Genomic DNA, 12241 nt, shown 5'->3' with positions numbered 1-12241 from the left:
AACTAATCTGGCGTTGATTTTTGGCACGCTGTTGAGTTCTCAAGGAACGGACGCTTCCTTTGTACTCACCCTCTCGGGCTTTCCTCCGGGCTTCCCTTCGGTACTTCGTGTTCTTGCGTTTCCGACTCTATCAGATCTTTCCGATCCGATTTCCTCGGTGCTTTCCGGTCCCTTTTGTTTTCACTCCGGGGGCCTTTCGGCGATTCCGACTTTATCAGAAGTTCTGAGTCGGTATTCCGCCTCCCGTTCACCCGTCCTGGCGCACGACGGCGCCGGGGCTTCCCGATCTGGCGGAGCCGTAAACGTACTGGAGCGGGGCGCCCCGATGCAAATCGAGGGGCCCCGCTCCGGTGCGGCGCTGGTCGGACTCAGACCTCTACGACGACCGGGAGGATCATCGGGCGCCGGCGGTAGGTGTCGGAGACCCACTTGCCGACGGTGCGGCGGATCAGCTGCTGGAGCTGGTGGGGTTCGACGACGCCGTCCTGGGCCGACTTGTTCAGGACCTGGTCGACCTTGGGGATCACGGCGTCGAACGCCGAGTCCTCGATGCCGGAACCGCGGGCGTGGATGTTCGGGCCGCTCACGATCTTGCCGGTCGAGGAGTCCACGACCACGAAGACCGAGATGATGCCCTCGTCGCCGAGGATCCGGCGGTCCTTGAGGTGGGCCTCGGTGACGTCGCCGACCGAGAGGCCGTCGACGTACACGTAACCCGCCTGGACCTTGCCGACGATCTTGGCCTTACCGTCGATCAGGTCGACGACGACGCCGTCCTCGGCGATGACGATGTGGTCCTTGGGGATACCCGTCATCGCGCCGAGCTCGGCGTTGGCGCGCAGGTGGCGCCACTCGCCGTGGACCGGCATGAGGTTCTTCGGACGGCAGATGTTGTAGAAGTACAGCAGCTCGCCGGCCGAGGCGTGGCCCGAGACGTGGACCTTGGCGTTGCCCTTGTGGACGACGTGCGCGCCCCAGCGGGTCAGGCCGTTGATCACGCGATAGACCGCGTTCTCGTTGCCCGGGATGAGGGACGAGGCCAGGATGACCGTGTCGCCGGGGACGATCCGGATCTGGTGGTCGCGGTTCGCCATCCGGGACAGGGCCGCCATGGGCTCGCCCTGGGAGCCGGTGCAGACGAGCACGACCTCGTCGTCCGGCAGGTCGTCGAGGGTCTTCACGTCGACGACGAGGCCGGCCGGGACGCGGAGGTAGCCCAGGTCACGGGCGATGCCCATGTTGCGGACCATCGAGCGGCCGACGAAGGCGACCCGGCGGCCGTACTCGTGGGCGGCGTCGAGGATCTGCTGGATGCGGTGCACGTGGCTGGCGAAGCTGGCCACGATGATGCGCTTCTGGGCGTTCGCGAAGACCGTGCGCAGGACGTTGGAGATGTCCTTCTCCGGCGGGACGAAGCCCGGGACCTCGGCGTTCGTGGAGTCCGAGAGGAGGAGGTCGATGCCCTCCTCGCTCAGACGCGCGAACGCGTGCAGGTCGGTGAGACGGCCGTCCAGCGGGAGCTGGTCCATCTTGAAGTCGCCGGTGGCGACGGCCATGCCCGCGGGGGTGCGGATGGCCACCGCGAGCGCGTCCGGGATGGAGTGGTTGACCGCGATGAACTCGCAGTCGAACGAACCCAGGACCTCCCGGTCGCCCTCCTTCACCTCAAGGGTGTAGGGGCGGATGCGGTGCTCCTGGAGCTTGGCCTCGATCAGCGCGAGGGTCAGCTTGGAGCCGATGAGCGGGATGTCCGGCTTGAGCCGGAGCAGGTAGGGGACGGCGCCGATGTGGTCCTCGTGGCCGTGCGTGAGCACGATGCCTTCGACGTCGTCGAGACGGTCCCGGATGATGGTGAAGTCGGGCAGGATCAGATCGACGCCCGGCTGCTCCTCTTCGGGGAAGAGGACGCCGCAGTCGACGATCAGCAGACGGCCGTCGAACTCGAAGACCGTCATGTTCCGGCCGATCTCGCCGAGCCCGCCGAGCGGGGTGACGCGCAAGGCGCCCTTCGCGAGCTTCGGGGGGGCACCGAGTTCAGGATGCGGATGACTCAAAAGACTCTCCTCACCATGCGCGCCACGTGCCGTTCGGGCACGCGGCGCGCATGACATTCGTGCACTTGCTGTTGTCAGTGTTCAGTTGTGAAGTCCGTTGTCAGAGTTCTACCCCGCCGGCGCCCAGGTCGACCTTGAGCTGCTCGGTCTCCTCGGCGGAGAGCTCCACGAGCGGGAGGCGCAGCGGGCCGGCCGGGAGGCCCTGGAGGGCGAGGGCGGCCTTGGTCGTCATGACGCCCTGGGTGCGGAACATGCCGGTGTAGATCGGCAGGAGTCGCTGGTGGATCTCGGTGGCCTTCTGGGCCTCGCCGCCCAGGTGGGCTTCGAGGAGGGCGCGGAGCTCCGGGGTGACGACGTGGCCGACGACCGAGACGAAGCCGCACGCGCCCACCGAGAGCAGCGGCAGGTTGAGCATGTCGTCGCCGGAGTACCAGGCGAGGCCGGAGCGGGCGATGGCCCAGCTGGCGCGGCCGAGGTCGCCCTTGGCGTCCTTGTTGGCGACGATCCGGGGGTGCTCGGCGAGGCGGACGAGCGTCTCGGTGTCGATCGGGACGCCACTGCGGCCGGGGATGTCGTACAGCATGACCGGGAGCTCGGTGGCGTCGGCGATGGCCGAGAAGTGCCGGTAGAGACCCTCCTGCGAGGGCTTGTTGTAGTACGGCGTCACGGCGAGCAGGCCGTGGGCGCCGTCGCGCTCGGCGGTGCGGGCGAGCTCGAGCGAGTGGTGGGTGTCGTTGGTGCCGATGCCGGCGACGATGTGGGCGCGGTCGCCGACCGCCTCCAGCACAGCTCGTACCAGCTCCGATTTCTCCGCGTCGCTGGTGGTGGGGGACTCGCCGGTGGTGCCGTTGACGACGAGGCCGTCGTTGCCTGCGTCCACCAGATGGGTGGCCAGTCGCTGGGCACCGTCGAGGTCGAGTGCGCCGTCCGCCGTGAAGGGCGTGACCATGGCGGTGAGGACCCGCCCGAAGGGGGTCTGCGGAGTGGAGATCGGAGCCATGGGTAACACGCTACTCGCTGCTCAGCGCCGGGTGTCCCCCTGGGGGGACAGGAAGAAGAGGAGCCCGGCACTGCCTGCTCGGGGGTTCAGGCAGTGCCGGGTCCGTTTGATCAGCCTAGATGAACTTCTCGAAACGCCGCAATACGGACACTTCGCGCGAGTGACTCGGACATGTGTGCCCTACGGGGCCACGCGGCCGTTCTTGTTGAAAGCGGCGTGGGTCAGCGGCATCAGCCGGGCCCAGTGCTCCTCCATCTTCTCGCCGACCATCTCGATCTCCCGCTGCGGGAAGGACGGGACGGCGGCCAGCTCGTGCTGGGTGCGCAGGCCCAGGAAGTGCATGAGCGAGCGCGCGTTGCACGTGGCGTACATCGAGGAGAAGAGGCCGACGGGAAGGACCGAGCGGGCGACCTCGCGGGCGACGCCGGCGGCCAGCATCTCCTGGTACGTGGCGTAGGCCGTCCGGTACGACTCCTCCATCGTGCGGCTGACGACGTCGTGCTGCTCCTGGGTGCCCTCGACGAAGACGTACTTGCCGGGGCGGCCCTCCTGGACCAGCTTGCGGGAGGTGTCCGGGACGTAGAAGACCGGCTGGAGCTCCCTGTAGCGGCCCGATTCCTCGTTGTACGACCAGCCCACGCGGTGCCGCATGAACTCGCGGAACACGAAGATCGGGGCGCTGATGAAGAACGTCATCGAGTTGTGCTCGAAGGGGCTGCCGTGGCGGTCCCGCATCAGGTAGTTGATCAGGCCCTTGGAACGCTCCGGGTCCTTCTGGAGCTCTTCGAGGGACTGCTCCCCCGCCGTGGACACACGCGCCGCCCAGAGGACGTCGGAGTCGCTCGCCGCGCTCTTGACCAGATCAACGGTGACGTCGCTCCGGAAGTCGATCTTCACGTTCTCGGTGGGGGTGTCGGTCACCAGCGGTCCTTCCAGTCGGGGTGTTGCAGCGCCCACTTTAACGACGTCCTCGCGACGTCCTACTCGAGGATGAGATTCGGCCGCTTTGGTGAAATAGGGCACCAAACCATCGATTCCGTCGTCTGTACCGGTGAAGCCCGATGACGACAGAGGAGAGTGGCCCTGATGTTCCGCCGGAGAGAGGCCGTACCGTTCGCGTTCGTCGCGGAGGCCGACCACTTCCGCAGTAACGTCACTCCACCACCCCGGGAGCGCCTCAGCGCCTCACAGGTCGTGGGTCGTACGCTGATCGGACTGACCGTCGTCGCGGGCCTCGCCGGTTCGCTGATCTTCGGAATGCCCTCCCTCCAGTCGGGGGACTCCGCCACTCGTCAGCAGCAGTCCGAAGCCTCCGACAACCGCTGAGGTAGCCTCACCGGGCACTGCCCCTTCGAGCGTGCTTGTGAGTGAGGACCTGTCGTGCCCCTGCCCTTCCTGACGGCCGACCGTGCTTTTGACACGACCGACCACATCGCCCTGCCGTTCGACGACCACGATCAGTGGCGTCGTCCGTACCGGCCAGGGTCGTGGCGTGTCGGAGCCGCGGCGCTCTCGCTGCTGCTCGCCTCGTTCGTGCTGCTCGCCGCCGTGATCATCGTCGCCGCCGGGGGCTTCGGCGCCGCGGGCGTGACCCTCGCGATCGCCGTGCTCGTCATCCTCGCCGCCCTGCGGATGCTCCGCGTGGGCACATGGGTGAGCCGCGCCGGGGTGCGGCGCGTGGGCTTCCTCAGGACCGTCACCGTGCCGTGGGCGAAGGTGACCTTCGTACGGACCGCGCAGCAGCCGGTGCGCTGGCTGGGGCTCCCCCGCACGGTCCAGGGCCAGGCCCTGGTGCTCGGCCGGCAGGGTGGTGAGCAGCTGCTGCTGCTCACCGACCACAATGCCGACTTCCTCTCCCGGATCGAGGCCTTCGACCGCGCGGCCGACACGGTCGAGGCCTGGAACGCCGAGTACGGCGTCGTCCCGGCCGCTACGCGCTGACCGTACGTCCCTCGTGGAGGGCGATGGCCCGCTGCATCGCCTTGCGGGCCCTGGGGGTGTCGCGGGCGTCGTGGTAGGCGACCGCGAGCCGGAACCAGCAGCGCCAGTCCCCCGGGGAGTCCTCCGTCTCGGCCTTGCGCCGGGCGAAGACCTCGTCGGCCGAGTCCCGGTCGATCCGGCCGCCCTCCGTCCGCTTCAGCTCGTCGACGGGCAGGCCGCCCTCGGCCTCCAGCTCGGTGGCGAGGCGGCCGGCCTGCCGGGCGAACCGGGTGTTCTTCCAGAGGAACCAGCCGCCCACGGCCGGCAGTAGGAACGCCACCGCGCCCATGCCCATGGCGGCGGGCTCGCCGGTGAGCAGGAGCAGCACGCCCTCCATCGCCACCACGCCGAAGACGAGGACGAGGACGGTGGCGAGGAAGATGTACGTGATCTTTCCGCCCATGGCCGTCAGCCCAGGTCCAGGAAGTGCTCCAGGCCGAAGGTGAGGCCCGGGGCGGTGGTCACGCGGCGGGCGCCCAGGAGGATGCCCGGCATGAAGCTGGAGTGGTGCAGCGAGTCGTGGCGGACGGTGAGGGTCTCGCCCTCGCCGCCGAGCAGGACCTCCTGGTGGGCGAGGAGGCCCGACAGGCGTACGGAGTGGACGCGGACGCCGTCGACGTCGGCGCCGCGGGCCCCTTCGAGGCCCGTCGCGGTGGAGTCCGGCTGGGCGCCGAGGCCGGCCTCGGCGCGGGCCGCGGCGATCAGCTGAGCCGTACGGGTGGCGGTGCCCGAGGGGGCGTCCACCTTGTGCGGGTGGTGCAGCTCGACGACCTCGACCGACTCGAAGTACGGGGCCGCGATCTGGGCGAACTTCATGGTGAGGACCGCGCCGATGGAGAAGTTCGGTGCGATGAGGACGCCGGTCTCCGGGGAGGCCGCGAGCCGGGTCCGCAGCTGCGCGAGGCGCTCCTCGGTCCAGCCGGTGGTGCCGACGACCGCGTGGATGCCGTGGCGCACACAGAAGTCGAGGTTGTCCATCACCGAGCCGGGGGTGGTCAGCTCGACGACGACCTGGGCGCCCGCCTCGACGAGCGTCTCCAGCTTGTCGCCGCGGCCGAGGGCGGCGACCAGTTCCATGTCCTCGGCGGCTTCGACGGCCCTGACCGCCTCGGAGCCGATGCGGCCCTGGGCTCCGAGGACCGCCACGCGCAGCTTGCTCATTGCTCTGATTCCTTAAGAGGGCTCGGGGTCAGGAGACCGCTTGGTGGAGGCGGTCCGCCTGCTTGTCCTTCAGCGGGCCTATCACCGACAGGGAGGGCCGCTGGTCCAGTACATCGCGGGCGACCGCCCGGACGTCGTCCGGGGTGACCTCGGCGATCCGGGTGAGCATGTCGTCGACCGACATCTGGGTGCCCCAGCACAGCTCGCTCTTGCCGATGCGGTTCATGAGCGCGCCGGTGTCCTCGAGACCGAGGACGGTCGAGCCGCGGAGCTGGCCGACGGCGCGGGCGATCTCCTCGTCCGTGAGCCCCTCGGAGGCGACCTTGTCGAGCTCGTCCCGGCAGATCCTCAGCACGTCGTGGACCTGGTTGGGGCGGCAACCCGCGTACACCCCGAAGAGGCCGCAGTCGGCGAAGCCCGAGGTGTACGAGTACACGCTGTAGGCCAGGCCGCGCTTCTCGCGGACCTCCTGGAAGAGGCGGGAGGACATGCCGCCGCCGAGGGCGGTGTTCAGCACGCCGAGGGCCCAGCGGCGCTCGTCGGTGCGGGCCAGGCCCGGCATGCCGAGGACCACGTGGGCCTGCTCGGTCCTGCGGTTCAGGTGCTCGACGCGGCCCGCCGTACGGAGGACGCGCCGGCCGTCGCGGGGGGCGACGGGGACGGCGTCGGTACGGGGCAGGGCGCCGGCCTTCTCGAAGGCGCGGCGGACCTGGCGTACGACCGTGGCGTGGTCGACGTTGCCCGCGGCGGCGACGACCAGGTGGGTCGGGTCGTAGTGCTTCTTGTAGAAGCGGGCGATCTGGCCGCGGGTGAGGGCGTTGACCGTGTCGACGGTGCCGAGGACCGGGCGGCCCAGCGGGGTGTCGCCGAACATCGTCTGCGCGAACAGGTCGTGCACGACGTCGCCGGGGTCGTCCTCGGTCATCGCGATCTCTTCGAGGATGACTCCCCGCTCGGCGTTCACGTCCTCTTCGAGGACGAGCGCGCCGGTGAGCATGTCGCAGACGACGTCGATCGCCAGCGGCAGATCGGTGTCGAGGACCCGGGCGTAGTAGCAGGTGTACTCCTTCGCCGTGAAGGCGTTCATCTCGCCGCCGACCGCGTCGATCGCGGCGGAGATGTCGAGGGCGGACCGCTTGTGGGTGCCCTTGAAGAGGAGGTGTTCCAGGTAGTGGGTCGCGCCGTTGAGGCTCGGGGTCTCGTCGCGGGAGCCGACGTGTGCCCAGATGCCGAAGGTGGCGGAGCGCACGGAGGGCAGGGTCTCGGTGACGATCCGCAGGCCGCCGGGGAGGGTCGTGCGACGGACCGTGCCGATGCCGTCCTTGCCCGGGAGAAGCGTTTGGGTACGGGCGACGGCCCGCCCCTCCGAAGAGGGGCGGGCCGTCGTCACGGAACTACGGGACGTCACTGGTCGGTGTCGTCCTTCGCGTCAGCGGCGTTCTCGTCGTCCGCGATCACGGGGATCAGGGAGAGCTTGCCGCGCTGGTCGATCTCGGCGATCTCGACCTGGACCTTGGAGCCGATCGCGAGCACGTCCTCGACGTTCTCCACGCGCTTGCCACCGGCGAGCTTGCGGATCTGCGAGATGTGCAGCAGACCGTCCTTGCCGGGCATCAGGGAGACGAACGCACCGAAGGTGGTGGTCTTGACGACCGTACCCAGGTAGCGCTCGCCGACCTCCGGCATGGTCGGGTTGGCGATCGCGTTGATCGTGGCGCGGGCGGCCTCGGCCTGCGAGCCCTGCTGGGCACCGATGTAGATGGTGCCGTCGTCCTCGATCGTGATGTCGGCGCCGGTGTCCTCCTGGATCTGGTTGATCATCTTGCCCTTGGGGCCGATGACCTCACCGATCTTGTCCACCGGGATCTTGACGGTGATGATGCGCGGCGCGTTCGGGGACATCTCGTCCGGAACGTCGATCGCCTCGTTCATCACGTCGAGGATGTGCAGACGCGCGTCACGGGCCTGCTTCAGCGCGGCGGCCAGGACCGAGGCGGGGATGCCGTCGAGCTTGGTGTCGAGCTGGAGCGCGGTCACGAACTGCTTCGTACCGGCGACCTTGAAGTCCATGTCGCCGAAGGCGTCCTCGGCACCGAGGATGTCCGTGAGGGCGACGTAGTGCGTCTTGCCGTCGATCTCCTCGGAGATCAGACCCATGGCGATACCGGCGACGGCGGCCTTCAGGGGCACACCGGCGTTCAGCAGCGACATGGTGGAGGCGCAGACCGAGCCCATGGACGTCGAACCGTTGGAGCCGAGGGCCTCGGACACCTGACGGATCGCGTAGGGGAACTCCTCGCGGGTCGGGAGGACCGGCACGATGGCGCGCTCGGCGAGCGCGCCGTGGCCGATCTCGCGGCGCTTGGGCGAGCCCACGCGGCCGGTCTCGCCGACGGAGTACGGCGGGAAGTTGTAGTTGTGCATGTAGCGCTTGCGGGTCACCGGGGAAAGGGTGTCCAGCTGCTGCTCCATGCGGAGCATGTTGAGGGTGGTGACGCCCAGGATCTGGGTCTCGCCACGCTCGAACAGCGCCGAGCCGTGCACGCGCGGGATGGCCTCGACCTCGGCCGCGAGCGTACGGATGTCCGTGAGGCCACGGCCGTCGATGCGGACCTTGTCCTTGATGACGCGCTCGCGGACCAGCTTCTTGGTCAGCGCGCGGTAGGCACCGGCGATCTCCTTCTCGCGGCCCTCGAAGGCCGGGAGGAGCTTGTCGGCGGCGAGCTCCTTGATGCGGTCGAGCTCGGCCTCGCGGTCCTGCTTGCCGGGGATGGTGAGCGCCTGGGCGAGCTCGCTCTTGACCGCGGCGGAGAGCGCCTCCAGGACGTCGTCCTGGTAGTCGAGGAAGACCGGGAACTCGCCGGTGGGCTTGGCGGCCTTGGCGGCGAGGTCCGACTGGGCCTTGCAGAGGGCCTTGATGAAGGGCTTCGCGGCCTCGAGACCGGCGGCGACGACCTCCTCGGTCGGCGCCTCGGCGCCGCCCTTGACGAGCTCGATCGTCTTCTCGGTGGCCTCGGCCTCGACCATCATGATCGCGACGTCGCCGTCCTCCAGGACGCGACCGGCGACGACCATGTCGAAGACGGCGTCCTCGAGCTCGGTGTGCGTCGGGAACCCGACCCACTGGCCCTTGATCAGGGCGACACGGGTGCCGCCGATCGGGCCGGAGAAGGGCAGGCCGGCCAGCTGCGTGGAGCAGGAGGCGGCGTTGATCGCGACCACGTCGTACAGGTGGTCGGGGTTGAGCGCCATGATCGTCTCGACGATCTGGATCTCGTTGCGCAGGCCCTTCTTGAAGGAGGGGCGCAGCGGGCGGTCGATCAGGCGGCAGGTGAGGATCGCGTCCTCGGAGGGGCGGCCCTCCCGGCGGAAGAAGGAGCCGGGGATCTTGCCGGCCGCGTACATCCGCTCCTCGACGTCGACCGTCAGGGGGAAGAAGTCCAGCTGGTCCTTGGGCTTCTTCGAGGCGGTGGTCGCGGAGAGGACCATCGTGTCGTCGTCCAGGTAGGCGACGGCGGAGCCGGCGGCCTGCTTGGCGAGACGACCCGTCTCGAAGCGGATGGTGCGGGTACCGAAGGTGCCATTGTCGATGACGGCCTCGGCGTAGTGGGTCTCGTTCTCCACTAGTGGTTTCTCCTACGTGTTCGTCTTTGCGTCCGGGGCCCGTGTGGCCGGGGACGGTGTCGACGGGGCGGAGAGACGCGCCTTGGGTGCGGGCCGGTCTTCGATCGAAGCACCCGGCATCTTCCGGGGGCCACTACCGAGGACCGGCGGCGAGCCGGCGGCTCTTCGCTCGTCCGTCGTATGGGGTTGTGCGACCAGACTAAGTGCCTGTGTGCACTTTGTGCACGTACAGCAAAGGGAGCGGCCCCCTGAAAGTGGGAACCGCTCCCTTCACGGCGTCCTTACTTGGCGCCGCCGGCCGCACCGCGGCGGATGCCGAGGCGGTCGACCAGGGCACGGAAGCGCTGGATGTCCTTCTTGGCCAAGTACTGCAGCAGGCGGCGGCGCTGGCCGACCAGGATCAGCAGACCACGACGGGAGTGGTGGTCGTGCTTGTGCTGCTTGAGGTGCTCGGTCAGGTCCGAGATGCGACGGGAGAGCATGGCGACCTGGACCTCGGGGGAGCCGGTGTCGCCCTCCTTGGTGCCGAACTCGGTCATGATCTGCTTCTTGACAGCGGCGTCGAGAGCCACGCGGTTCTCCTCTTAGGTTCGTGCGCCCGCGAGTGCCCCTGGTCTAGATCTCAGGGGAAGCTTCCGTGACTCGGCGGGCGAAGGTCCGATGGGCGCAGCTTCCAGAGGCTTCCCGAGCAGGTCGGGGGCTTTCCGGGAGCGCGTACACAAACGGCCGTCACACAGCGTACCAGTTCGGCGGAGCCCGACCGCGCGCGGTGCTATTTGCTGGTGAGGGAGCGGACCGACATGAAGACGTCGAGGACGGCGAGGCAGAGGGGCACGAGGGAAAGGAGGACGAAGCCCTCGGCGAGGTCGAGGAGGCGGCCCCAGAAGGGCGAGAGGCCCTTCTTCGGGATGATCAGGCCGATGGCGGTGATCAGCGCGGCGCCGGCGGCGACGGAGGCGGTGAGCCAGATCGTCCGGATGTCGAGGCCCCCGCGGTCCCCGTACATGAGGAGGTCCTTGACCAGGTCGAGCGGCGGGTTGAGGGAGAGGCCGAGGACGAGCAGCGCGATGGCGGCGATGCCGGCGACCAGGACGCAGGCGACCTGCGAGGTGTAGCGGAAGAGGCGGGCGCGGAGCAGCATCGCCAGGCCCGAGGCGAGGGCGAGGAGCTGGCCCCAGAGGTTTCCGGCGAAGCCGAGTACCGCGGCGGAGCCGACGACGACGGCCGCGCAGCCGCCGACCAGGCCGAGCAGCATCTCGTGGCCGCGGCGGGCCTGGAGGGCGATGCGCTCGCCGTCGACCGCCCGGTCGTCGTCGCCGTTCTGCTGCTGCGATTCGCCGAGGAACTCGTCGTCGGCGGCGCTGCGCGGGGCGGCGTAGCCGATGGGGAGCCGGGCGAAGCGGGCGGAGAGGCCGGGCAGGAAGGCGACCATGCCGATGGCGACGGGGGCGCAGACCGCCGCCGTCTCCGTCGCGGAGCTCTCGGTGAGGATCATCACGAACGTGGCGAGGGTGCCGACGGTCGCGAGGAAGGTCGCCGCGACGAAGGGGGCGTCTCCGCTCGGGGTGAGGGCGACGAGGGCCACGGAGGCGACGAGGACCGTGACGCAGCCCAGCAGGAACTGGAGGCGGCCGGGGCCGTCGCCCGCGTCGGGGCCGACGATGCCGGAGCCGGCGATGAGCAGCAGCGGCAGGGCGCCGAGGCCCAGGGCGACGGCGGTCGCCCTGTCCGCGTAGACGCGGGCCCGGACGCCCGCGAAGGCGGTGAGGAGGAAGCCCGCGGCGCCCGCGATGATCCCGGGCAGGCTGTGCATGTCGTGGCGGACCGGGTCCGCGAACCAGAGCACGAAGCCCATGAGCACGAGCAGCAGGACGCCGCCGAGGAGACCGGCGCCGCGCAGCAGCTCGTCGCCCCAGAGGTGCCGGTCGCGGGTGACGGCGGAGGCGACGGCGTCGGAGACGTCGTCGTAGACCGCCGGCGGCAGGGACTGGGCGAAGGGGCGCAGGGAGAGCACCTCACCGTCGAGGACCTGCTGGGCGGCGAGGGTGCGGGCGCCGTCGAGGACGGACCCGTCGCGGCGCACCAGGTGGTAGCCGGTCGGGGTGCCCGCCGTTTGCGTCTGCCCGGTGAGCCGCAGGATCTCCGGGTAGACGTCGGCGACGGCGATGTCCTCCGGGAGCGCGACGTCGATGCGGCTGTCCGGCGCCACGACGGTGACGCGGCAGAAGCCGGTCGCTGCGGTCGTACTCACGTGTCTGGACCCCCTGATTCGCGGTTGCGCACGATGCGCGCGCCACCCTACCGGGGACGGCCGGTGGGGGCTGCAAGTAGGATCGCCGTCCCATGGGGGAAGTCCGCGCGCCCGGCCGCCGACCGGGGTGCCGGCGCGGAAGCTCCCGCCACGAGCCCGCCTCCTACGAGG

The 12241-nt window shown here is 69.5% G+C and carries 11 protein-coding genes; 2 read left to right on the top strand and 9 right to left on the bottom strand.

The features are described 5' to 3' along the window. Positions 1–368: 368 nt before the first annotated feature. The 3 genes from ACFWWU_RS06065 to thyX form a co-directional block, all read right to left on the bottom strand. Positions 369–2054, bottom strand: a complete 1686-nt coding sequence (locus ACFWWU_RS06065; protein ID WP_384139544.1) for a ribonuclease J — start codon at positions 2052–2054, stop codon at positions 369–371. A 100-nt stretch (positions 2055–2154) separates the two neighbouring features. Continuing rightward, on the bottom strand, positions 2155–3054 hold the full coding sequence (dapA, locus tag ACFWWU_RS06060) for a 4-hydroxy-tetrahydrodipicolinate synthase (RefSeq protein ID WP_384139542.1): 900 nt from the start codon (positions 3052–3054) through the stop codon (positions 2155–2157). A 180-nt stretch (positions 3055–3234) separates the two neighbouring features. Then, the gene (gene thyX / locus ACFWWU_RS06055) at positions 3235–3975 is read right to left on the bottom strand and encodes an FAD-dependent thymidylate synthase (protein ID WP_317599712.1); all 741 of its coding nucleotides are present in this window, start codon (positions 3973–3975) and stop codon (positions 3235–3237) included. Between the two features lie 165 nt (positions 3976–4140). Between thyX and ACFWWU_RS06050 the strand changes: the two genes are divergently transcribed. Together ACFWWU_RS06050 and ACFWWU_RS06045 are read left to right on the top strand one after the other, a co-directional pair. Next, positions 4141–4380, top strand: a complete 240-nt coding sequence (locus ACFWWU_RS06050; RefSeq protein WP_384139539.1) for a hypothetical protein — start codon at positions 4141–4143, stop codon at positions 4378–4380. 54 nt (positions 4381–4434) lie between these two features. Further along, positions 4435–4995: a hypothetical protein gene (locus ACFWWU_RS06045; RefSeq protein ID WP_384139536.1), complete on the top strand. Its 561-nt coding sequence runs from the start codon at positions 4435–4437 to the stop codon at positions 4993–4995. Here the strand turns inward: ACFWWU_RS06045 and ACFWWU_RS06040 are convergent. From ACFWWU_RS06040 to eccD, 6 genes are all read right to left on the bottom strand, one after another. Continuing rightward, a complete protein-coding gene (locus ACFWWU_RS06040) occupies positions 4985–5437 on the bottom strand; it encodes a hypothetical protein (RefSeq protein ID WP_384139533.1) in 453 nt (150 codons plus the stop codon). The genes ACFWWU_RS06045 and ACFWWU_RS06040 overlap by 11 nt on opposite strands. A 5-nt stretch (positions 5438–5442) precedes the next feature. Beyond that, positions 5443–6195 carry a 4-hydroxy-tetrahydrodipicolinate reductase gene (dapB, locus tag ACFWWU_RS06035; RefSeq protein ID WP_384139531.1) on the bottom strand — a complete coding sequence of 251 codons (753 nt, stop codon included), beginning with the start codon at positions 6193–6195 and terminating at the stop codon, positions 5443–5445. 28 nt (positions 6196–6223) lie between these two features. Beyond that, positions 6224–7603: a M16 family metallopeptidase gene (locus ACFWWU_RS06030; RefSeq protein ID WP_384139528.1), complete on the bottom strand. Its 1380-nt coding sequence runs from the start codon at positions 7601–7603 to the stop codon at positions 6224–6226. Further along, complete coding sequence (locus ACFWWU_RS06025) at positions 7600–9819, bottom strand: polyribonucleotide nucleotidyltransferase (protein ID WP_384139526.1); 2220 nt, start codon at positions 9817–9819, stop codon at positions 7600–7602. Before ACFWWU_RS06025 ends, ACFWWU_RS06030 begins: the two co-directional genes overlap by 4 nt. A 281-nt stretch (positions 9820–10100) precedes the next feature. Continuing rightward, positions 10101–10391 (bottom strand): 30S ribosomal protein S15, encoded by a 291-nt coding sequence (rpsO, locus tag ACFWWU_RS06020; protein ID WP_056565800.1) that lies wholly within the window; start codon positions 10389–10391, stop codon positions 10101–10103. 200 nt (positions 10392–10591) lie between these two features. Beyond that, a complete protein-coding gene (gene eccD / locus ACFWWU_RS06015) occupies positions 10592–12070 on the bottom strand; it encodes a type VII secretion integral membrane protein EccD (RefSeq protein WP_384139523.1) in 1479 nt (492 codons plus the stop codon). Positions 12071–12241: the final 171 nt, after the last annotated feature.

The sequence above is a fragment of the Streptomyces sp. NPDC058650 genome (assembly GCF_042717315.1).
Classification (GTDB): Bacteria; Actinomycetota; Actinomycetes; order Streptomycetales; family Streptomycetaceae; genus Streptomyces.
The sequence above is the reverse complement of the archived record's forward strand: the minus strand, read 5'-3'. Positions and strand labels throughout refer to the sequence as shown.